General features: G+C 68.7%; 22 protein-coding genes and 1 riboswitch. Of the genes, 7 read left to right on the top strand and 15 right to left on the bottom strand.

Annotated features, from left to right (window positions below; genetic code table 11):
- Nucleotides 1-122: 122 nt before the first annotated feature.
- Together truA and LXN01_RS10630 are read right to left on the bottom strand one after the other, a co-directional pair.
- Nucleotides 123-983, bottom strand: a complete 861-nt coding sequence (gene truA / locus LXN01_RS10635) for a tRNA pseudouridine(38-40) synthase TruA (protein WP_236864921.1) — start codon at nt 981-983, stop codon at nt 123-125.
- Complete coding sequence (locus tag LXN01_RS10630) at nt 980-1,621, bottom strand: LemA family protein (protein WP_236864919.1); 642 nt, start codon at nt 1,619-1,621, stop codon at nt 980-982. The genes truA and LXN01_RS10630 overlap by 4 nt, the downstream gene beginning before the upstream one ends.
- 185 nt (nt 1,622-1,806) lie before the next feature.
- Here LXN01_RS10630 and LXN01_RS10625 point away from each other — a divergent pair, with 185 nt between their 5' ends.
- On the top strand, nt 1,807-2,982 hold the full coding sequence (locus LXN01_RS10625) for a glycosyltransferase family 4 protein (protein WP_236864917.1): 1,176 nt from the start codon (nt 1,807-1,809) through the stop codon (nt 2,980-2,982).
- Between the two features lie 25 nt (nt 2,983-3,007).
- Here the strand turns inward: LXN01_RS10625 and LXN01_RS10620 are convergent, their stop codons facing one another.
- The 11 genes from LXN01_RS10620 to thiM all read right to left on the bottom strand — a co-directional run bounded on the left by LXN01_RS10620 (nt 3,008) and on the right by thiM (nt 12,415).
- Nucleotides 3,008-3,334 (bottom strand): CHY zinc finger protein, encoded by a 327-nt coding sequence (locus tag LXN01_RS10620; protein ID WP_236864914.1) that lies wholly within the window; start codon nt 3,332-3,334, stop codon nt 3,008-3,010.
- A 1-nt stretch (nt 3,335) separates the two neighbouring features.
- Entirely contained in the window at nt 3,336-3,950 is a 615-nt protein-coding gene (locus LXN01_RS10615) for an energy-coupling factor transporter transmembrane component T family protein (RefSeq protein ID WP_236864912.1), read from the bottom strand.
- A 22-nt stretch (nt 3,951-3,972) separates the two neighbouring features.
- Complete coding sequence (locus LXN01_RS10610; RefSeq protein WP_236864910.1) at nt 3,973-4,773, bottom strand: energy-coupling factor ABC transporter ATP-binding protein; 801 nt, start codon at nt 4,771-4,773, stop codon at nt 3,973-3,975.
- 17 nt (nt 4,774-4,790) lie between these two features.
- Complete coding sequence (locus tag LXN01_RS10605) at nt 4,791-5,411, bottom strand: biotin transporter BioY (protein WP_236864908.1); 621 nt, start codon at nt 5,409-5,411, stop codon at nt 4,791-4,793.
- Between the two features lie 105 nt (nt 5,412-5,516).
- On the bottom strand, nt 5,517-7,190 hold the full coding sequence (guaA, locus tag LXN01_RS10600; protein ID WP_236864905.1) for a glutamine-hydrolyzing GMP synthase: 1,674 nt from the start codon (nt 7,188-7,190) through the stop codon (nt 5,517-5,519).
- A gap of 97 nt (nt 7,191-7,287) precedes the next feature.
- Nucleotides 7,288-7,725 carry a DUF3817 domain-containing protein gene (locus LXN01_RS10595; RefSeq protein ID WP_236864903.1) on the bottom strand — a complete coding sequence of 146 codons (438 nt, stop codon included), beginning with the start codon at nt 7,723-7,725 and terminating at the stop codon, nt 7,288-7,290.
- Nucleotides 7,715-8,644, bottom strand: coding sequence for an SURF1 family protein (locus LXN01_RS10590; protein WP_236864902.1), 930 nt, complete (start codon nt 8,642-8,644; stop codon nt 7,715-7,717). Before LXN01_RS10590 ends, LXN01_RS10595 begins: the two co-directional genes overlap by 11 nt.
- 58 nt (nt 8,645-8,702) lie before the next feature.
- On the bottom strand, nt 8,703-9,836 hold the full coding sequence (locus LXN01_RS10585) for a GuaB3 family IMP dehydrogenase-related protein (protein WP_236864900.1): 1,134 nt from the start codon (nt 9,834-9,836) through the stop codon (nt 8,703-8,705).
- 88 nt (nt 9,837-9,924) lie between these two features.
- Nucleotides 9,925-10,809, bottom strand: a complete 885-nt coding sequence (thiD, locus tag LXN01_RS10580) for a bifunctional hydroxymethylpyrimidine kinase/phosphomethylpyrimidine kinase (RefSeq protein ID WP_236864898.1) — start codon at nt 10,807-10,809, stop codon at nt 9,925-9,927.
- A complete protein-coding gene (gene thiE / locus LXN01_RS10575) occupies nt 10,809-11,561 on the bottom strand; it encodes a thiamine phosphate synthase (RefSeq protein WP_236864896.1) in 753 nt (250 codons plus the stop codon). The genes thiD and thiE overlap by 1 nt, the downstream gene beginning before the upstream one ends.
- A complete protein-coding gene (gene thiM, locus LXN01_RS10570; RefSeq protein ID WP_236864894.1) occupies nt 11,558-12,415 on the bottom strand; it encodes a hydroxyethylthiazole kinase in 858 nt (285 codons plus the stop codon). The genes thiE and thiM overlap by 4 nt, the downstream gene beginning before the upstream one ends.
- A riboswitch (TPP riboswitch) is annotated at nt 12,403-12,544 on the bottom strand. (Overlaps the previous gene by 13 nt.)
- Nucleotides 12,545-12,765: 221 nt before the next feature.
- Here thiM and LXN01_RS10565 point away from each other — a divergent pair.
- The 6 genes from LXN01_RS10565 to LXN01_RS10540 all read left to right on the top strand — a co-directional run bounded on the left by LXN01_RS10565 (nt 12,766) and on the right by LXN01_RS10540 (nt 18,625).
- Entirely contained in the window at nt 12,766-13,575 is an 810-nt protein-coding gene (locus LXN01_RS10565; protein WP_236864892.1) for an acyl-CoA thioesterase, read from the top strand.
- A gap of 578 nt (nt 13,576-14,153) precedes the next feature.
- Nucleotides 14,154-14,951, top strand: coding sequence for a phosphonate ABC transporter ATP-binding protein (phnC, locus tag LXN01_RS10560; RefSeq protein WP_236864890.1), 798 nt, complete (start codon nt 14,154-14,156; stop codon nt 14,949-14,951).
- A gap of 80 nt (nt 14,952-15,031) precedes the next feature.
- Nucleotides 15,032-15,928, top strand: a complete 897-nt coding sequence (gene phnD / locus LXN01_RS10555; RefSeq protein ID WP_236864888.1) for a phosphate/phosphite/phosphonate ABC transporter substrate-binding protein — start codon at nt 15,032-15,034, stop codon at nt 15,926-15,928.
- Nucleotides 15,925-16,776 carry a phosphonate ABC transporter, permease protein PhnE gene (phnE, locus tag LXN01_RS10550; protein WP_236864886.1) on the top strand — a complete coding sequence of 284 codons (852 nt, stop codon included), beginning with the start codon at nt 15,925-15,927 and terminating at the stop codon, nt 16,774-16,776. The genes phnD and phnE overlap by 4 nt, the downstream gene beginning before the upstream one ends.
- Nucleotides 16,773-17,870: a phosphonate dehydrogenase gene (locus LXN01_RS10545; RefSeq protein WP_439098457.1), complete on the top strand. Its 1,098-nt coding sequence runs from the start codon at nt 16,773-16,775 to the stop codon at nt 17,868-17,870. Before phnE ends, LXN01_RS10545 begins: the two co-directional genes overlap by 4 nt.
- Nucleotides 17,867-18,625, top strand: coding sequence for a GntR family transcriptional regulator (locus LXN01_RS10540; protein ID WP_236864884.1), 759 nt, complete (start codon nt 17,867-17,869; stop codon nt 18,623-18,625). Before LXN01_RS10545 ends, LXN01_RS10540 begins: the two co-directional genes overlap by 4 nt.
- A 332-nt stretch (nt 18,626-18,957) precedes the next feature.
- Here LXN01_RS10540 and guaB read toward each other — a convergent pair whose 3' ends face one another.
- Both guaB and LXN01_RS10530 read right to left on the bottom strand, forming a co-directional pair.
- Nucleotides 18,958-20,475 carry an IMP dehydrogenase gene (gene guaB, locus LXN01_RS10535; RefSeq protein WP_425547649.1) on the bottom strand — a complete coding sequence of 506 codons (1,518 nt, stop codon included), beginning with the start codon at nt 20,473-20,475 and terminating at the stop codon, nt 18,958-18,960.
- A 178-nt stretch (nt 20,476-20,653) separates the two neighbouring features.
- Nucleotides 20,654-21,694 carry a pseudouridine synthase gene (locus LXN01_RS10530; protein ID WP_236864880.1) on the bottom strand — a complete coding sequence of 347 codons (1,041 nt, stop codon included), beginning with the start codon at nt 21,692-21,694 and terminating at the stop codon, nt 20,654-20,656.
- Nucleotides 21,695-21,743: the final 49 nt, after the last annotated feature.

Here is a 21,743-nt window from a genome sequence, read left to right as displayed (position 1 = left end):
AGTCTCCTGAGGCGAGTGATGAGTCCGCCTCAGCTTCGCGGGGACCCATTTCCCATCGGGAAAATCCACATGAACTGCCCATGAAGCTCCCAGCCGGGAGTGTGGGATGGAACACTGTCGGGTCAGGCATCGACGCCGAGGCGCCGCGCTCGGGTCCGCTCCGCCCGCTGCGCCCACTCCCCCGCATCCGGGTATCCCACCGCTTCCAGCACCAGGCCCTGAGGGGGCATCACGTGCATGGGACCGACGTCCGCGGCGCCTCCCTCGGCCAGCGCGATGAGCTCGGCGGGCCGGGAGACGGGCCACGAGCCGGCGCCGACCTTGACCAGACCGCCGATCGTGGCCCGGACCATGTGATGGCAGAACGCATCGGCGCGCAGGCGGAGCAGGATCGCCGCGTCGGCATCCCGGTCGACGTCGAGGACGAACAGGGTGCGGATCGTCGTGCCCTCCGGCCGCGGGCGGCAGAACGGCAGGAAGTCGTGCAGGCCCAGCAGCTCACCCGCCGCCTTCGCCATCGCGTCGTGGTCGAGCCTGCCGCGCTGGATCGTCGTGCGCTCGACGGCCAGGGGGTCGAGGAAGGTGTCGTCATCGGCCACCCGGTAGGTGTACTCGCGCCAAATCGCGGAGAACCGGGCATCGAAGTCTGCGGAGACGGTCTGAGCGGAGTGGATGACGATGTCGGGACATCCGAGATGGCGCAGCGCCCCGCGGAGGCGGCTCACCAGAGCGGCACCGGGCTCCCGGTCCGCGCGCCCGATGAGACGGGCGACCGCCTCGGCGGACAGGTCCAGGTGCACCACCTGACGCCGAGCATGGACCCCGGAGTCGGTGCGGCCGGCGACGATCGTGCGGATCGGCTCGCCGCACACGGTCTCCAGCGCGGACTCGAGGCAGCCCTGCACCGTGCGCAGGCCAGGCTGGACGGCCCAGCCGTGGAATCCGGTGCCGCGGTAGCCGAGGTCCACCCGGAACCGGGTCACGGGCCCTCGCTCAGGCGGCCGGGCCGGTAGTCCTCGGAGAGCGTCTCGAGCGCCTGCTCGGATGACACGGCCGGATCGAATTCGAGATCGGAGTACGGCACGGGCGCGTAGCGGGCGAAGACCGCGCGGAAGGGCACGCAGAAGATCTGGGCGCGCCGCTCCAGGTACCGTTCGACGTTCTGGTTGTAATACCGGATCGCGGAGGCGATGCGCCCCTCGATCACGCGGATCTGGACGTAGAGGTAGCGCGCGGTGACGCCGGTGTCCTGCCCGGGGTCCGGGTTCTGCCCACGCTCGGCATCCCGCTGCAGGTGACAGCGCATCGTCTCCGCCAGCTCCTCGACGGCGACGGTGAGGTTCTCCTCCGCCCGCCCGATCTCCTCGGCCGTGTCGGCCTGCCGCGCCGCGGTGAAGGCGTCGCCGAGCGCCTGCACCTCGTAGGTCATGCCGATCTGCTTGCCGCACAGCTCGAGGAAGGCCGGAAGCAGCAGATGCCGGTCGGCGATGTCCGCATCGACCTGCCTGCGGTTCTCGTCGCAGAGGTCGCGAGCAAGACTGAGCTGATTGAAGCGGGTCACCAGCCCCCCGAGGACGACCAGGGCGATCACCAGCGCGATCACCGCAAGCAGCCACACCAATCCGGTTCCTCCGTTGCATCACGGCAGTCCTGCAGACTGCCTCCAGCCTCGCCGACGTACAGGTGGCCTCGACCGGCACGCTGTCGTGCTCGGTCGAGGCCAGGCCGCCAACAGTTTACCCCGGGTTCAGCCGGATTTCCCACCGGCCGGGTCGCCCCTTCACCCGTGGGGGTGATTCTGGAGGCGTGAGAGTAGCAATAGTTGCTGAGTCTTTCCTGCCCCAGATGAACGGCGTGACCCACAGCCTCCTCCGCGTACTCGACCATCTGGCCGAGCGCGGGGACGAGGTGCTCGTGATCTCACCGGGTTCCCGCCACGATGCCCCCCGCGAGGTCGCCGGCGCCCGCGTCGTCCGCGTCCCGTCCTTCGCAATGCCGAAGTACCGCAAAGTCCGCGTCGCCCCCGGCGGGGTGTCCCGGATCCGCAACCTGCTGGCCGACTTCGATCCCGACGTCGTCCACCTCGCCTCGCCGTTCGTCCTCGGGTGGCGCGCCGTGCTCGCCTGCCAGGACCTCGGCATCCCGTCCGTCGCGGTGTACCAGACGGAAGTCCCCGCCTATGCCGCCCGCTACGGCATGCGCGGCATCGAGGCGATGCTGTGGACGCACGTCCGCAACATCCACCAGCACGCCTCCCTGACGCTGGCGCCGTCGAGCTACACGATCGACCAGCTGGCGGCCCAGGGAGTCCAGGACGTCCGTCTCTGGGCCCGCGGCGTCGACTCCACCCGCTTCGACCCCACCCGCAGATCCGATGAGTGGCGGGCACGGGTGGCCCCGCACGGGGAGAAGATCATCGGCTTCGTCGGTCGGCTGGCCGTGGAGAAGCAGGTCGAGGACCTCGCCGTGCTCCACGACATGCCCGGCTCCAGGCTCGTCATCGTCGGCGAGGGACCCCAGCGCCGCCGTCTCCAGCAGCTGCTGCCGAATGCGCACTTCACCGGCTTCCTGGGCGGGGATGCCCTGGCGCAGGCGGTCGCGAGCTTCGACGTCATGGTGTCTCCCGGGGAGCTGGAGACCTTCTGCCAGACGATCCAGGAGGCCATGGCCTCGGCGGTGCCGGTGGTGGCGCCGGCGCGCGGCGGCCCGCTCGATCTGGTGAGCTCGTCCCACACCGGCTGGCTCTACAAGCCCGGGGACCTGGAGTCGATGCGCAGCTACGTGCGCGACCTCACCGGCGACGAATCGAAGCGGCTCACCTTCGGAGCGACGGCCCGGGCGACGGTGCTCGGCCGCAGCTGGAAGAGCGTGTGCTCACAGCTCATCGGACACTACGCCGCGGCGATCGAGAATCCCGCGCCGCAGGTCATCGGCCGGTCCTACACCGGCGCGCCGCGCTGGGCCCAGGACCGGGTGAGCTGAGCGGCACCGGCCTCCACCCCCGGGCTCACCCGAAGTACACGTCCCAATGGAGGGAGCAGCCCGGGTTGAACGCCGATGCGCACCCGGGGCACTCCTGCGCGTCCCGGTACTCGTCGATCGTCAGCAGGCGGCCGCAGACTCCACACAGCACGGCTTCGGCACCCCGCTGTTCGGCGGGCCAGGGAGCGATCGGGTGATCTGAGTCCTCCCGATGACAGTGCAGGCACGGGTAGAAGCGATCGCAGCACCAGAAGCGAATGGCGACGATGTCCGCGGGGCTGGAGTAGTGCACGCATCCGGTGACGTCGTTGACGACTCTGCCGTGCACCTCCGGCCCGGTCCGTTCCGCCACGTCAGTCCCCCAGCCCGCGGGCGTCGAGCGCGCGACCGGTGTCGGTGGCGTACTTCACGGCTCCCAGCACCAGCGGCACGGTCCGCGCCCGAACGCTCCGCTCCAGTCCCCTCGCCCGCGCGGAATCCGCGGCGATGCCGGAGAGGTCGGCGATGAACGGCAGGCTGCGCACCATCAGAGCGGCGGTGAGGCCGACCCGCTCGGGCCGGACGCCAAGGATCCGCATCGGGGTTGCCAGCTTCTCGAACACGCCGAGCAGCTGACCCACGGTGGAGGTCAGCATGAGCAGACCTGCAGCCAGCACGCACACCAGCAGGGTGCTCACGATCCGGTAGGCGGTCCACGCGTCGGTGATGACGACGTGGAACGCGATGATGATCACGACGATGAGCCAGATCCGGCGCACCGGAGCGAGGATCTCGCGGATCGGCAGCCGGGCGCTGAGTCCCATTGCCAGCACTGCTGCGATGAGGACCGTGCTCACGCGGGGATCGCGGAACACGAGCACCAGCAGGCTGAGGACCGCGACTCCGATGAGCTTCCACCCGGTGGGCAGGCGATGCAGCCATCCGCTCCCGGGCAGGTAGCGGCCGAGGAACTGCTGGCGCTTCTTCATCGCTGCCCCTCGCGCCAGGCCATCACTGCCCGCCCGCTGCGCCGAGGACCCGGGCCGTGTACTCGGCGATCACCTCGGCGGGGGTGCCGTCGGCGGCCAGGCGGCCGTCCTCGATGAGGAGAGTCCGGTCGGCGTCGGCGGCGACGTCGAGGTCATGGGTGGAGATGATGATCCGCACGCCCCTCTCCTCGACGAGGCGGCGCAGCGTCGCGCGCAGGAGCTCGCGGTTGGCGAGGTCGAGCAGGGTGGTCGGCTCGTCCAGCACCAGCACCGCCGGGTCGACGGCGAGCACCGCGGCCAGCGCGACGAGCTGACGCTGCCCGCCGGAGAGCTCGTAGACGCTGCGTTCGGCCAGATCCTCCACTCCGAGTTCGGCCAGCACCTCGAGCGCTCGCGTCCGCCGCTCCCGTCGGTTGCGCACACTCCGGCGCAGGGACAGTTGGACGTCCTCGAGCGGGGTCGGCATGACGAGCTGCGCGGCCGGGTCGGTGAATACGAACCCCACCCGGCGGCGCACCGCCGATCCGTCGCCCACGGTATCCAGTCCGTCCACGGTGACCCGTCCCGAGGTGGGGGCCACCAGCCCATTGCACAGGTGCAGCAGAGTGGACTTCCCGGAGCCGTTGGCCCCGATGATGCTGACCACCGGTTCGCTCAGGACCCCCGACACCTCGGTGAGGATGGGATGCCGGACGGTGCTCCGGTTGTCCGGACCGATCTCCTCGACACTCACTGAGACGCGTTCGAGCACAATGGCGGAAGCGGGATGAGAGGCGGAGCCGGGCCCGGTCGAGCCGGGAGCGGAGAGGTCACGGTCGGACATCGAGGAGCAGCTTTCGATCAGCGCCGGCGCAGGATCTGCGGGAAGGCGCGGTGGACCATCACGGCGAGGAAGGCCGCCACGATGTTCTTGACGATGTCACCGGGCCAGAACGGCATATCGGCGAACAGGGCCTGCTGCAGGGTGAGGTCGGCATTGATCGACATGCCGACGATGCCGAGGGGGTGGTTCGTCAGGAAGCTGGCGGCCAGGCCGCCGAGTGCCAGCACGAGCCACAGCCTGCCGCCGGCGAACCGGCGCACGGCGAAGGCGGCGACGAATCCGCAGGCGAGGGCGAAGATCGGGAAGGACAGCAGGTACCCGGCGGACGGACCGGCCAGCACTCCGAGCCCGCCGTTGAAACCGGCGAAGATCGGCAGGCCGATGAGCCCGAGCACGACGTAGAGGCCTGCGGCGGCGAGACCGCGCCACGGTCCCAGCACCATCCCGCACAGCGCAATGCCGAGCGTCTGCAGTGTGATGGGAACGCCGACCGTGCCGACGGGGATCGGGGGCATGGCCGCGAGCACGGCGATGAGCGCGGCGAACACCGCGATGAGGGCGAGGTCGACGGCGCGCCACGCGCTGCGCGCGGCAGCGGCAGGTGCCGGCGAGGAAGCGGTGGATACGGATTCGGACATGATGGTTCTCCAGGGTCGGGCGGCAATACCGCCTCAGCATACCTGAACAGTGTTCAGGACACTATTTCGCTTCCCCCGGCCGTGCCGTCACCTCGCCGGGCGGTGTCACTCCCACTCGATCGTGCCCGGCGGCTTCGAGGTGACATCGAGGACGACCCGATTGATCTCGTCGACCTCGTTGGTGATGCGGTTGGAGATCTTGGCCAGGGTGTCGTACGGCACCCGCGTCCAATCCGCGGTCATCGCGTCCTCGCTCGACACCGGGCGCAGCACGACCGGGTGGCCGTAGGTGCGGCCGTCGCCCTGCACGCCCACCGACCGGACGTCTGCCAGCAGCACAACGGGGCACTGCCAGATCTCGTCGTCCAGACCGGCAGCGGTGAGCTCCTCGCGGGTGATGGCGTCGGCCCGCCGGAGGATGTCGAGGCGCTCCTCGGTGACTTCGCCGATGATGCGGATCGCCAGGCCGGGACCGGGGAACGGCTGGCGGGCGACGATCACCTCGGGAAGTCCGAGTTCCCGGCCGATCGCGCGCACCTCGTCCTTGAACAGCGTCCGCAGCGGTTCGACGAGTTCGAACGTCAGATCCTCGGGCAGCCCGCCGACGTTGTGGTGGCTCTTGATGTTCGCGGTGCCCGAGCCCCCGCCGGATTCCACCACGTCGGGGTACAGGGTGCCCTGGACGAGGAACTCGATCGGCTCTCCGGAACCATGAGCCGCCTCGGCGACGAGGTCCGCCCCAGCGCCCTCGAAGGCGCGGATGAACTCGCGGCCGATGATCTTGCGCTTGGTCTCCGGATCGCTGACTCCGGCCAGGGCGCCGAGGAAGGTGTCGACGGCGTCGATGGTGACCAGTCGGACTCCCGTCGACTGCACGTAGTCCTGCTCGACCTGCTTGCGCTCGTCCTGCCGCAGCAGGCCGTGGTCGACGAACACGCAGGTGAGCTGGTCGCCGACGGCCTCGTGGACGAGGGCAGCGGCGACAGCGGAGTCGACTCCGCCGGACAGCCCGCAGATGACCTGCTTGTCGCCGACCTGTTCGCGGATCCGCGCGACCTGCTCGGCGATGACGGACTCAGGGCTCCAGTCGGACTTGAGCCCGGCGATGCCGTAGAGGAAGTTCTCCAGCACCTGCTGACCGTGCTCGCTGTGGAGCACCTCGGGATGCCACTGGACCCCGGCGCAGCGCCGCTCGGTGTTCTCGAAGGCGGCGATCGGGGTGTCGGGCGTGCCGGCGAGCACCGTGAAGCCCTCGGGAGCCTGTGCCACGGAGTCCCCGTGGGACATCCAGACGGTCTGCTCCGCAGGCTGGTCGGCCAGGAGCGAACCGGCCTGCTGCACGGTCACGGGAGTTGAGCCGTACTCGCGCTTGTCGGTCCTGGCGACCGTGCCGCCGAGCGAGGTGGCCATGATCTGGAAGCCGTAGCAGATGCCGAAGATCGGTACGTCGAGATCGAACACGCCGGTGTCGAGCGCGGGCGCCCCCTCCTCGTTGACGGAGGACGGACCGCCGGAGAGCACGATGGCCACCGGGTTGCGGGCCGCGAACTCCTCGGCGCGGGCGGTGTGCGGGATGACCTCGGAGTACAGCCCGGCCTCGCGCACGCGGCGGGCGATGAGCTGCGCGTACTGGGCGCCGAAGTCGACGACGAGGACGGGTGGCACGTCGGTGCCGGCTGCCGGGGCACCGGCAGGCGCGCTCCTCGGTTCGGGGGCGCGCGGGGCGGGAGCTGCCGTGCCTGCGCCTGCAGGACCGGGGCTCGCGGGAGTCTGATTCATGGCTGTCATCCTATGTGCGGATCCTCGGGTGTTCGTGCGGGTCCTCGGGTGTTCGGTTCGGTTGATCCGGTCGGGCTGTCTCCGGCGTCCGGGCCGGTCAGGTGATGGTGCGAGGCGCCACCACCACGGCGTCCTCGAGCTCCTGCTCTGCCTGGCGGTGGACGCGGCGCTCGAGGATGAAGGACATCACGGGAACCACTCCGGCCAGCGCCAGGATCAGCATCCGCTGCAGGCTCCAGCGCATCTGCTGATTGAGCCAGAAGCAGGAGATGAGGTAGACGACGTAGCACCAGCCGTGGCTGATCGCGATCGCCGCGGCGAGGTTGAAGTTGCCGAACACCAGCGCCGTGGACGCGTCCGGGGCGATGAGGTACTTGTAGATCATCTCCACGGTCAGGATCAGCAGCATCGTGCCGGTGATGATCGCCATCACCCGGTAGAACTTCAGCGCACTGCGGGCCGAGGTGAATCTCTTGACCGACCAGACGTCGTTCTCGTCGAAGTCCGGACGTGCGTCTTGCGGATCAGTGCTCACTGTTCATGTCCTTCGTCGTCAATCCAGCGGGCCGGCTCGCTGCTCCGGAATCCGGTCGCGAGCTCGCCTCCTCGGGTGTGTGCAGCTCGGTCTCCCCCGCCGCTTTGACCACCACGTATTCCGTCGCACCGGCGGGCTGCTGCGCGGCTTGTGCGCGGAGGTGCTCATCACGCAGCAGGCGCCACCAGATGTAGATGGCGAAGGCGGCGAAGATCAGCCACTCGATCGCATAGGCGGCGGACTGCCAGTCGAAGCCGCCCGACTCCTGCTTGTCGAGTTCCACTCGCGTCAGGCCGTCGGTTCCGGCCGAGGCGCCCGGTCCGGTGTCGCTCTCGGGGAAGACGATGGCGGAGTAGGAGTGGACGTCGAAGTAATTGACCAGCTGCGAGGTCGACACCGTCCGCACCTGGCCGGCAGGCAGCCCGGAGGTGTTCTCCGGGCCTTCGACCGGGCCGATGCGCCCGACGATCGTGGCCTCACCCTCCGCGGGCTGCGAGCTCATGGCGTGGTTCTCGTCGGCTGTCCAACCGCGGACCACGGGAACGGCGATCGGCTCCCGGGGCTCCCCGGCGAACGTCGCGTCAGCGCCGTACTCCGCGCCGTCCGGCACGAACATCGTCACCACCCAGAAGCCCTCTTCGCCGTCGAGGTAGCGGGCCGGGACGACGACCTGCGCGTCCGGCAGGTAGTGGCCGGTGAGCTCGACGCGCTGGTCGAGCAGGTAGGACGGGGTGGGGACCTGCGCCTCCAGCACGGTGTTGAAGTCCTGCACCACGTCGACTTCGCGGCCCGACAGCACATCGTTCTTGTGCTGGGCACGGTCGACCTGCCAGGCCGACAGCCCGACGAAGGCGGTGGCCAGCAGCAGGACCAGAGCGAGGAATCCCAGCCAGCGCGGGGTCAGTGCCAGTCGCAGCATGTCAGGGGCTTCCCTGCGGTGCGTCCGCCGGCGGCAGCGGTGGTGTATAGAGCAAGTTTCAGATCTCCATCTGAGCCTGGTACGGCGACACGACCACCTCGACGCGCTGGAACTCCTTGAGGTCCAGGTAGCCGGTCGTGGCCATCGCCCGGCGCAGCGCACCGGCCAGGTTGACCTCGCCGATCGCGGTGTGGCCGGGGCCGAACAGCAGCTGCTCCAGCGGCGCCACCGTGCCGATGTCGACGCGGCGCCCGCGCGGCAGCTCCGTGTGGTGGGCTTCCGGTCCCCAGTGGAAGCCGCGGCCGGGTGCTTCCGCGGCGCGGGCGAGGGCGGATGCGAGCATGACGGCGTCGGCACCCATCGCGAACGCCTTGATGATGTCCCCGGACAGACCCAGTCCGCCGTCGGCGATGACGTGGACGTAGCGGCCCCCGGACTCATCCATGTAGTCACGGCGCGCCGCGTGGACGTCCGCGATCGCCGTGGCCATCGGGGCGTGGATGCCCAGCGTCCGGCGGGTGGTCATCGCGGCGCCGCCGCCGAAGCCGACCAGCACGCCGGCAGCGCCAGTGCGCATGAGGTGCAGCGACGCGGTGTAGGTCGAGGCTCCGCCGACGATGACCGGCACATCGAGCTCGTAGATGAACTGCTTGAGGTTGAGCGGCTCCCGCGTGGAGGACACATGCTCCGCCGACACTGTGGTGCCCCGGATCACGAAGAGGTCGACGCCGGCGTCCACCACCGTGCGCCAGAACTCCTGGGTCCGCTGCGGGGAGAGCGCGCCTGCGACGGTGACGCCGGCGTCCCGGATCTCGTTGATCCGGGCGGTGATGAGCTCGGCCTTGACGGGCTCCGCGTAGATCTGCCGCATCCGGGCAGTCGCCTGCTCCGTCGACAGCCGGGAGATCTCGTCGAGGTACGGCTGCGGGTCCTCGTAGCGGGTCCACAGACCTTCCAGGTCGAGCACACCCAGGCCGCCGAGCTTGCCCATCGCGATCGCGGTGGCCGGGGAGGTCACCGAGTCCATCGGAGCGCCGAGGAAGGGAACATCGAAGCGGAAGGCGTCGATCTGCCAGTCGAGGGAGACGTCTTCCGGGTCACGCGTGCGGCGGGACGGAACGATCGCGATGTCGTCCAGCGAATAGGACCTGCGGCCGCGCTTGCCTCTGCCGATTTCGATTTCGATGCTCACCCCACCAGGGTATCGCAGGGCCCTGACACGCCCTCCGGGGACCGGACCACGGCTGTTCTCACAGGTGTGCTGAATTCCGGGGGTGGGCTCAGAGGTGGGCCGCGCGCAGATCGACGAGGTGGTCGACCGGGCCGTGGGCGCCCTCGGGCTGCAGCGCGATGGTCCACTCGGCCGCAGAGGTGATCGCCCGGTTGAGATACGCGAGCGAGTTCTCGACAGCGGACACGACATGGGACTCGGCGGGCGCCTCAGGTGCGGCGTGACGGGCGGCGGCCATGTGCGCGGTGATGGCCGCCGCGAGCGTGCAGCCGGTGCCGTGGGTGTGGCGGGTGTCCAGGCGGGGGTGGGCGACCTCGGTGATGTCGACGCCGGTGCCCGTGCTGGTCTCGCGGCGGACGGCCAGCACATCGACGAGCTCTCCGGAGTCGAGGTGTCCGCCCTTGAGCAGAACCGCCGAGGCGCCGCGCCCGATGAGCTCCGTCGCCTGCAGCCTCATCTGCTCGGGGTTCGTGGCCTCCGGCACGTCGTCGCCGAGCAGCAGCGCCGCTTCCGGCAGATTGGGGGTGATGAGATCCGCCTGCGGCACGAGCAGCGTGCGCACGGCGTCGACGGCATCCTCATCGAGCAGGCGGTGGCCGGAGGTGGCGACCATCACCGGGTCGACGACGAGGTATCCGAGGTCGCGTTCGCGGGCCTGCCGGCTGACGAGTTCGACGAGGCTGCGGGTGCCGAGCATCCCGGTCTTGGTCGCGTCGATCGGCATGTCGTCGGCGACCGAGGCGAGCTGGTCGGCGACGAAGTCGTCGTCGATGCCGTACACCCGGCTCACGCCGTGGGTGTTCTGCGCGACCAGCGCGGTGATGACGGTGGTGCCATAGACCCCGAGCGCGGTGAAGGTCTTGAGGTCAGCCTGGATTCCCGCACCCCCGGAGGGGTCCGTGCCGGCGATGGACAGCGCGATGGGCGGGCGCATCAGTCCTCCCCCGATTCGTCGGCGGCCGGCAGGCCATGCAGGAATGCCGTCCTCAGGGCGCGAGCCGCCGCTCGCGGGTCCGGCGCGGCGCAGATGGCGGACACCACGCAGATCCCGATGATCCCGGTGCCGCGCAGTTCGGCGGCACGGTCGGCGGTGATCCCGCCGATGCCCACGCACGGCAGTCCGGCGCGCGCGACGAGTTCGGCCAGGCGCTGCGGTCCCAGGCCGGCGGGCGCGTCGGCCTTGGTCGCGGTCTCATAGGCGGGGCCGACTCCCAGCAGGTCGACGACTCCCGAGGCGCGGGCCGCGGCGAACTCCTCGTCCTCGGCTGCCGACAGTCCGATGAGCGGTTCCGGGCCGAGCAGTTCGCGCACCTTGGTCACAGGTGTGTCGGTCTGGCCGACGTGGACGTGCACCTGGGTGCCCTCGGCGAGGAGATCGCGGGCGATCTCGACGCGGTCGTTGAGGAATACCGGGATCGGGCGGGTGATGCCCTCCCGCTGCCGGGTCCGCTCGACTGCCTCGAGCACCTCTTCGGTGAGGCGGCGGAAGGCGGCGTCCGTGGCCGTCTTGTCGCGCACCTGGACGATGCCCACTCCCCCGGCGACCGCCTCGGCGACGGTCTGCGCGACGCTGCGTCCGGCGGATGCGCACTGCGCGGTGTCGGTGACGAGGTAGAGCGCGGTGTCGAGGCCGGCGAGGCGATCGGTGGGGTGCTGGGAACCGGTGCCGTGGACCGTGTCAGTCATGCCGGCACCTCGGTCGGTTCGAAGCGCAGGTCCACGGCTTCCAGTTCGGCGTCGCCGACGGTGTACAGCGCATCCATGAAGGCGACCGCGAAGCTGCCGGGCGCCTGCGCGGTCTGCGCCGCCGTGTGCCCGGCTGCGGCGAAGTGGACGTGGGCCGCGACGACTGCTTCGAGTGCGGACGCCCCGGTGATGGGCAGCCCCGCGGACTTCGCGGCGGCGAGATAGGCGCTGGTGACCGCGGCCAGGGAGCAGCCGTTGCCGATCACCAGCGGCATCAGCGGGTGTCCGCCGCCGACGCGCACCACCTGGGCGGAACGGCCGTCGGGGCCGGCGAGCACGATCGCGTCCACCTCTCCGGACACGGCGACCACTGCACCGGTGGCGGAGGAGAGGGCCGCCGCGGCTCCGATGACATCGTCGACCGAATCGGTGGCGTCGACTCCCCTGCCGCCCAGGCCCATACCGGCAAGAGCGGCGATCTCCGAGGCATTGCCGCGCACCGCGGTGGGGTTCCTGCGGGCGGCGGCCCGGATACGACTCGTGCGGTAGTCGACCCCGCCCACGCTGACCGGGTCGAGGACCCACGGAGTGCCGGCGCTGACGGCCACCTCGATGGCGGCATCGGCTGCCAGGAACTGCTGGGAGGAGGCGGTGCCGAAGTTGATGATCACGCCGGAGGCCACCGCGGCGAACTGCGCGGCGTCCGCCTCGTGGTCGAGCATCGCCGGCGAGGCGCCGACGGCGAGCAGCACGTTCGCGGTGTACTGCTGCACGACTGTATTGGTGATGCACTGGATGAGCGGTTGGCTCGAACGCACGCGGTTGCGGGCCTTGACGATATCTGGAGTCGCCATGACAATCCCTTCGCTAGATTTAACCAGATCAGGTTCGATGGGTGTGATCTCAGCCCGGCGTCCTCTCGCTGCGGCTGTTCCGATGTTCATGCCGCGGCGATCGGGTGCCGAGCACCCCATGTCACTGGCGAATACCCTACCAGGGCTGGAATGGGTGTCATATGGTGCGGGTGCTCACCGGCCGGTGCCTGCGAACGGCGGGACCGCCCGCAGGCACCGGCGATCCCCCGTCTACTATCGGTTCAGTGTTTGCCGGTTGAGTGTCCGCCGGTTCAGTGTTTGCCGGTGCAGTGCCCGCCGGTTCAGTGTTTGCGAAGGATTCGATTCCAGTGTCTGGGAAAGGAAGCGCCATGGGCGATGTGCTGTTCAGCAACGCCGAGCCTCTGGAGGGCTCGTTCCTGGAGATGATGGAACTCGAGGAGATCGACACCAACATCTACCGCGCCGGATACGTGTTCGAAGAGCCCTACGCGCTCTACGGTGGACAGGTGGCGGCGCAGTCTCTGCTCGCGGCAGCGCTCACCGTCGACGAGGACCGCGCACCGCATTCGCTGCACGGCTACTTCCTTCGACCCGGCAATGCCTCGCGGCCCACGGTGTTCCAGGTGTTCCGGGACCGCGACGGCCGGTCCTACTCCGCACGCCGGGTGGTCGCCCTGCAGGGCGGGCAGGTGATCTTCAACATGTCGGCGTCCTTCACCATCGGCGAGGAGAGCCCGGATCTGCACGAACCGACCGCGGCGCAGCAGTCGGCCGTCCGGCTGGGCGCACCGACGATCATTCCTCGCATGTTCGCATTCGAGGGACGCAGCACCGATCAGGTCCGGCCAGCGCCTGACTACCCGATGCGCTTCTGGGCGCGATGCACCGAGGAGCTGGGCGACTCGCAGCTCATGCACACCTGCGCGCTGACCTATCTGTCCGACATCGGCAGCGGTCTGGGCTCGTACAACACGGACGAGTACAAGTCGATGTCGAGCTTGGACCACGCGATCTGGTTCCATCGCCCGGTCGACATGAATGACTGGGTGCTCACCGACTTCGCACCGCGCTCCGCCGCCCGCGGCAGAGGCCTCTACGGTGGCGACATGACCGCCCTGGACGGGACTCTGGTCGCCTCCGTCGCACAGGAGTCCCTCTACCGCCGCGTCCGGAAGTAGGTCGCTGAGCACGTCGCTTTCTCGAGCGGGATCTGAGCGACTGCGCCTGTCACCTGCCCGCCTCGATGCTCGATGCAATCGACGACACCGCCCATCTCGTAATCGATGATCCCGGTCTTCGTCAGATCAACGGCGCGAACCTGATGATCAACCTGAGTGTCGTCGGTGCGACGAAGTGCTCCCGAGAGCTCGGACGCTGCGGGCGAATCGATCGGCCTTCCCACGATCGACCGTTCCTGGAATGCCACCCCGTGGAACGCGGTGGTGATGCCTGCCGCACGAAGCCGCGCACCCGCGGACGCGACGGCGAACGAGGGATCGAGAGCGACACCCCGCCGGGCAGCACAGCGACCGCGTGGCCGATCACCAGATCGGAGACTGGGTCGGAGGTGAAGGATGGCATAGACAGCCAGCCTTCCATCCGGTCTTGCCCCTCTGATGGACGCGTCGTCAACGGAAGCTCACCAGAATGCGCTGTTCGCCCTCGGTTCACGAGCCGTTGCCCGGCGCCCCTCACGACGTTCGTAATTCCTCTATACCTTTGCAGACGAAATCGGTAGTCGTATAGAGGACTTCACATGATCGAACTCGTCGACGTCAGTAAGACCTACAAGGGCGGCGTGCAGGCTTTGGCACCCACGGACCTCTCGATTGAGGCCGGGAGAGTCACCGTACTCCTCGGCCCGTCGGGAGCCGGGAAGTCCACGCTGCTGCGGTGCATGAATCTGCTCGTGAAGCCGAGCACGGGAGCAGTGCGAGCGAGCGGCGTGTCATCGCTCGAATCGCGCCGCGACCTGCGACGACATCGCCGGCGCACCGGCATGGTGTTCCAGCACCACCAGCTCATCCCGCGCTACACGGCACTGCGCAATGTGCTGCTCGGCCGGGTCGGTTATCACGGCTTCTGGCGCAGCCTCCTGCCGTTCGGCCGCGCCGACGAGCGCATCGCCCTCGAGGCACTCGACCGTGTCGGTCTGCTGGACAAGGCTCTTACCAGGGTCGACAACCTCAGCGGCGGGATGCAGCAGCGCGTGGGGATCGCCCGCGCACTTGCCCAGCAGCCAGATTTGATCCTTGCCGATGAACCCGTCGCAAGCCTCGATCCCGCCACTGCCCGCCGTGTCATGGAGCTGCTGCGCCGCGTCTGCCAGGAGAGCGGAATCACTCTTGTCGCGAGCCTCCATCAGGTTGATCTCGCGCTCGCGCATGCCGACCGCATCGTCGGCCTCGCGCACGGACAGATCGTCTACGACGGTCCCGCCGCCGACGTCACCGAGGACGACCTCCGTGTGATCTACGAGGGCACCCAGGACGAATCGCAGATTTCCGACCAGTCCGAGCTCGCAGAAGACCGCGTCGCTGCCGAACGCCTCTGACACCGCCCACCAGCCACCCTGCAACCGAAAAGAATCCCATCACGATCACCTTCGATCGACACAATAGGAGTGAAAAGCAAATGCTCGGACGCCCCCGCCTCACCGCTGCCGTGACGGCAGCACTGACCGCCTCTGCCCTTCTCCTCTCCGGCTGCGGTGCCAGTTCGGATGCCGCCGCCGCCCCAGAGACCCTTCGAGTTGCGCTGCTGCCCGATGAGAACGCCTCCGAGGTCATCAAGAACAACGAACCCCTCAAAGAGCACCTGGAAGAGCAACTGGGGCTGGAGGTCGAGCTCGTGGTGACGACCGACTACTCCTCGATGATCGAGGCGATGGCCCATGGCCGCCTCGAACTCGGTTATTTCGGTCCGTTGTCGTACGTCCTCGCCCAGGAGAAGGCCGACATCGAGCCCTTCGCCGCCCTGCAGGAAGTCGAGGGCGAGGATCCCACCTACCAGTCGGTGTTCATCGCGAACGCCGATTCCGGGATCGAGACTCTCGGGGACGTCGCTGGCAAGACCGTCGCGTGGGGAGACCAGGCGAGCACGTCCAGTCATCTCATTCCCAAGGCGATGCTCGCCGAGGAGGCGGACCTGCGAGTGGACCACGGCGACTACGAAGAACAGCACGTCGGCTCTCATGACTCGGTGGCCCTAGCGGTCCAGAACGGCAACGCGGATGCAGGGGGCATGAGCCTGCCCATCTACGAGCGCATGGCCGAGGAGGGCCTCATCGACTCCGAGACGGTCGTCAAGGTCCAGGAATCCGAACCGTACGCCAACTATCCGTGGACCATGCAGTCGAACCTCTCCGAAGACCTCAAGGAGAATCTGCGGACGACATTCCTGGAGCTCGACGATCCCGCCGTGCTCGAAGCGTTCGACGCCGCCGGATTCGAAGAGGTCACCGACTCCGACTACGACGCCGTGCGCGAACTCGCGCCGCTGCTCGACATCGACCTGGAGGACTACCAGTGAGCACCAGCACAGCAGACATCCGCTTGGCTGACGGACCGCTCGACGACCCGCGCGAGCAGGAGTTCCTGCAGGTATCCAAGCGGGCACGGTCCGGCTGGCAGCGCTCGGCTGCCTCCACCGGTCTGGTCCTCGTCGTCGTGCTGGTGAGCGCGTGGGTCGTGGGACTGCTCGACGGCACGCGCATGATTACCGGCCTGGCAGATATCGCCGATCTGCTGAGCGAGATGTGGGTGCCGGACTTCAGCAACCTCAACAACTGGTGGGGACCGCTGTGGGACTCGATGACCATGAGCATCGCGGCCACCGCGCTGGCGGTGCTGCTCTCCGTTCCGCTCGCGCTGCTCGGCGCGCGCAATACCTCGCCGCACCCGGCTGTCTACTGGGTCGCCCGGCTGATCCTCAACGTGCTGCGCTCGGTGCCGGAGCTGATCATGGCTATCGTCTTCGTCGCGGCAGTCGGTTTCGGGGCGCTGCCCGGCGCGCTGGCGCTGGGGATCCACTCCGCCGGCATGGTCGGCAAGTTCTTCGCCGAGGCGATAGAACACGCCGATCAGGCCCCAGTAGAGGCGGCTCGCGCAACCGGAGCCGGCCCCGCCCAGGTGATCCTGCACGGCATCCTGCCGCAGGTGCTGCCGCAGCTGGCCGACACTACGGTCTACCGCTGGGAGCTCAACTTCCGAGCCTCGGTGGTCGTGGGCGTCGTCGGCGCAGGCGGCATCGGCTTCGAGCTCATCGCCGCCCTCCGCACCCTCCAATACGACGAGGTCGCCGCGATCCTGCTCGTCATCCTTGCAACAGTCACCCTGGTCGACGCCCTCGGCGGAGCGCTGCGAAAGAGGTTCCAATGACAGACACACACCCGATGGATGCACCATCAATGGACCGGCTCGCGACTGACGTGCCGCCTGCGGACATGGGCCGTCGCCCTGTCGTGGTCCTCACACACCGCGTGCATCGCCCGATACTCGATATGCTCAGCACCAGCTGCGAGGTGATCGCGAACCAGAGCGACGAAAGCCTCCCTCCATCCGAGCTGCGACGCAGAGCTGCGGGAGCCGACGGCCTCATGGCCTTCATGCCTGACCGGATCACCGCAGAGTTCCTCGACGAATGCCCGCGCCTGCAAGTGGTCGCCGGCGCCCTCAAGGGACACGACAACATCGACGTCGACGCATGCACGGAACGCGGAATCTGGGTCACGCGGGTCGAGGACCTTCTCACCGAGCCCACCGCCGAACTCGCGGCCGGACTGCTCATTGGACTTGCACGGAACATCCCCGCGGGAGACCGATCGGTGCGAGCGGGACGAGCGGGATGGCGGCCGACGCTCTACGGAACGACCCTCGTGGGGTCGACGATCGGCCTCGTGGGCGCGGGACGCCTGGGCCGGGCCGTGGCTCGGCTGCTCAGGGGCTTCGAGGCGACCATACTCTGCAGCGACCCTGCACCGGTGTCCTCCGCCGGCGAGGAGGGGCCGGAGATGGAGCGCGTGGAGCTATCGGAGCTGCTGGAGCGCAGTGACTCCGTCGTGGTCTGCGCTCCACTGAACGCGCACACCCTTCACCTGCTCGACCGCCGCCGACTGGAATCGATGCGGCCGGGGTCGCTGCTCGTGAACGTCGGCCGCGGTTCGGTGGTGGACGAGTCCGCCGTGGCCGAGCTGCTCCGCTGCGGGCATCTCGGCGGATTCGCCGCCGACGTGTTCGAGTTCGAGGACCTCTCGCGGTCGGACCGACCTGCCGGGGTCCCCGAGGATCTCGTCGCGATGCCGGACCGGACTCTCCTCACGCCGCACCTCGGGTCAGCTGTGGCGTCAGCTCGGATTCAGATCGAGGAGCACGCTGCCAGGGCCATCCTGCAGGTGCTTGCCCGCGAGGTGCCCGACGGAGCCGTGAATCGTCCCCCTCGCACGGGGTCCGCAGTTCCGACGCCTGCAGTATGATCAGTCCCATCAGCAGCAACGTCACGTCGAAGAAGTCCGCCGCTCGGGTCCCGTTGTACCTGTCCGCGGCGGACACACTCGCTGAGCAGATCGCGGACCAGCCGGTCGGGACTCGGCTTCCATCGGAAGATGAGCTCGCCGGTCAGCTCGGCGTCAGCCGGCTCACCGCGCGAGCGGCGCTGGCCGAGCTGGAGAGGCGCTACCTCGTTCGCCGGCGGCAGGGCAGCGGAACCTATGTCTCCCGCCGGGTCGACTATACGATCAGCCGCCATCATCCGCCGTCGTGGAGTCGAGCCGTCCGCGATGCCGGGCTCACCCCCGATCTCCGAACAACAGGATGGCGGCTTGAGACTCCGTCGCCCGAGGTGCGGCGGCGGATGAGGATGGGACCGAGGCGGCAGGTGCTTGCGCTCTCGCGCGACCGGTACATCGACAATGAGCTGGTCGGCTTCGCCGAGTCCTTCTTCGCCACACAGCTGGTGCCGGACCTGCCCCAGGTCCTCGATCCGTCCGCTTCACTGTACGACACCCTGGCTGATCACTATGCGCTCCAACCGGTTCGCGGATGGTTCGGCGTCTCAATCGATCCCGCGCCGCCCGCAGTCGCCGAACACCTCGGGCTGAGCGGCCGGCCACCAGTCATCTCGATCCGCTCGCGGACAGACGCCGCCGCACGGGACCACCAGCCGGTGGAGCTCACAGTCTCGTGGCTGCGCGTTGATGTATTCCGCGTCGAAATCGACTTCGACACGTAAGCCCGCCATCGAGATCACACACTCGGAAGGCCCGGGGCACCCGCCCCGGTCGGAGGTCGAAGGTCGCCACAACTGGCCGATGTTCAGCTCCCGGAGCGTCCTGCCGCAGGGTGGGTCATCATCGAGAATTCGGCCACTCCCCTGGTCGTCACCTCGAAAACTGCATCGACCAACGCATGATACACAAGCAGGTGGTCAGCTCTCACAGCTCCAGGTCGACGCGGGAGAATCGCCCTTCCTCCGGGATGAGCGTCGGCAGCTAACAGGCAAACCACGAGGTCGTTGCCGGCAGCCTTGACCACCGCCCGCTCGAACCGCGACGTGCCGCGCGCTCACCGAAGCCCGTAGTTCGGGGCCTCCACAGTCATCTGGATGTCGTGCGGGTGGCTCTCCTTGAGCCCTGCCGTGGTCAGCCGGACGAACCGGCCCTTGGCCTTGAGCTGAGGAATGTCGCGGGCGCCGACGTAGAACATCGTCTGCCGCAGACCGCCGGTGAGCTGGTAGGCGACGTTCTTGAGCTCGCCGCGGTAGGCGACGCGCCCTTCGACGCCCTCGGGAATGAGATCGGTGTCGGTGGCGACATCCGCCTGGAAGTACCGGTCCTTCGAGTACGACTTGCCCTTGCGCGGCGCCATCGCGCCGAGCGATCCCATACCGCGGTAGGCCTTGTACTGCTTCCCGTTGACGAAGATGAGCTCACCGGGGCTCTCGCTGCAACCTGCCAGCAGGGAGCCGAGCATGACGCTGTCGGCACCTGCGACGAGGGCCTTGCCGATGTCGCCCGAGTACTGCAGACCACCGTCACCGATCACCGGCACGTCCGCCTCGCGAGCGGCCTGGTAGGCGAGGTGGATCGCGGTCACCTGCGGGACCCCGACGCCGGCGACCACACGGGTGGTGCAGATCGAGCCCGGGCCCACGCCCACCTTGATGGCATCCACGCCGGCGTCGATGAGAGCCTGGGCGCCTTCACGGGTGGCGACATTGCCGCCGATCACCTGCACGTCCTTGAACTTCGGGTCCGACTTGAGGTGCTTGACCATGTCCGTGACGCCTCGGGCGTGGCCGTTGGCGGTGTCGACCACGAGCACGTCGACCCCGGCCTCGGCCAGCAGTCCGGCGCGCTCGAACGCATCGCCGTAGAAGCCCACGGCGGCACCGACGCGCAGGCGGCCTTCGTCGTCCTTGGTGGCGAGCGGGAACTCCTCGCTCTTGACGAAGTCCTTGACGGTGATGAGGCCGCGGATCACGTTGTTCTCATCGACGAGCGGCAGCTTCTCGACCTTGTGCTCGGCGAGGATCGCGAGCGCCTGCTCCGAGGACACGCCGACAGGGGCGGTCACGAGCGGCATCTTGGTCATCGTCTCGCCGACTGTCGTGGTCGCGAAGTCCTTCCGCGGCACGAACCGCAGATCACGGTTGGTGACGATGCCCAGCAGCACCTTGTTCTCGTCCACAACCGGCAGCCCGGAGATCCGGTACTGCCCGCAGATCTCGTCGAGCTCGGCCAGCGAGCGGTCGGGGGTGATGGTCAGCGGATTGTTGATCATGCCCGACTCGGAGCGCTTGACGTAGTCGGCCTGCTCCGCCTGGTCCTCTTTGCTCAGGTTGCGGTGAAGGATTCCGATGCCGCCGATCCGGGCCATCGCGATCGCCATGCGCGACTCCGTGACAGTGTCCATCGCGGCGGAGACGAGAGGGATGTTGAGGTCGATCTCACGGGTCAGCCGAGTTCGAGTCGAGGCCTCGGAGGGGATGACGTCCGTGTCACCCGGAAGCAGCAGCACGTCGTCGTACGTGAGCCCGGTCAGGGAGAATGGATCTCCGGCGGCCTCGAAGTGATCGTCCATTGCAGCCATCAAATACCTCTTCCCCGTGTGCGCTGTCGACAGATGAGCCAAGTCTAGGCCTTCCCCTACAACGTCACGACAGCGCCGGATCTTCCGCGCTGTGACGATCCACACGGCACGTCGCCGGCATCACTCCCGCCGAGGTGCCGGCCGGGTGCCAGCCCTTGCCGGCACCCGGTCACGCACGTTCCGCATCCGCCGCGAGCCGCAGACCGGTCTCGAACTCGCGCAGCTCACCGGTCAGCGGATCGCGGAACTCCAGCCGTGCGGCCAGCAGCTGCAGCGGGCTGCTGAAGTCGTACGGGTCCGGCGCCACATCGATCGGATACACCGGATCGCCCAGGATCGGCATTCCGAGCGCGTTCAGCTGCGCCCGGAGCTGGTGCGTCTTGCCGGTCAGCGGCCGCAGCTCGAATTCGCCGATCGAGCGGGGACCGCCGTGCTGCTGGGCTGCGGAATCACCACAGCGCTCGCCGGCCGCGCCCCACCACTCGCCACCCCCGCCCCGCAGCCGGAACCGCCGCACGAGATCGATCCACGTCACGGCATTCGGCGCACCCGGCACCTCGCGCACCTGCCGCTCCCCCTTGGTCTTCTCCAGGCGGCTCGCGTATTCGAAGGGGTACTCCCGGCCCGAGGCGGCCGTCCCGGGTCCCTTCGCCGGCAGCTCCGCGAGCGCCCGGTAGGTCTTGGTGATCAGCCGGTCCTGGAACAGCCGCTGGTAGATCCCGCGCGTCGCCGGCCGGCGGGAGAGCACGAGCAGTCCCGCAGTGACCCGGTCCAGCCGGTGGATCGCCACCAGGTCCGGCTCATCGCGTTCGACGCGCAGCCGGGTGACCGCGCATTCGCGGACGAATCTCCCGTTCGGCGTGCTCGCCAGGAAGTGGGGCTTGTCGACCACCAGCAGCTCGGAGTCCTCGTGGACGATGCCGATCTCGAAGGGCACTCGCTCCTCCGGCGGGACCGGGCGGTGGAACCAGTAGAACTCACCGGGGATCACCGGATCGGTGAGGTCGACCCCGTCGCCGGCGCTCGTCGACAGCTGCCCCTCGGTGACGAGATCGAGCAGGTCGGAGTCGGTCGCCTCGGGAAACGCTCCCCGCAGCCACGCGCCCACGGAATCCGGCACGGGCGCCTCGGCGAGGGCGTGCGTCTGGCGCCCACCGGGCGCCCGCAGGCGGGTCGCCGAGATCCCCTCCCGAGGCGCCAGCGGGCTCACCGGCACAGCCCACCTCCCATCCTCATCGGGTCGCTCCTCCTCCGCGTCG

Origin of the sequence: Brevibacterium daeguense, from assembly GCF_021729135.1 — a bacterium.
GTDB classification, from domain to species: Bacteria; Actinomycetota; Actinomycetes; order Actinomycetales; family Brevibacteriaceae; genus Brevibacterium; species Brevibacterium daeguense.
Note: the sequence above shows the minus strand (reverse complement) of the source record. Positions and strands in the feature narration are given on the sequence as shown.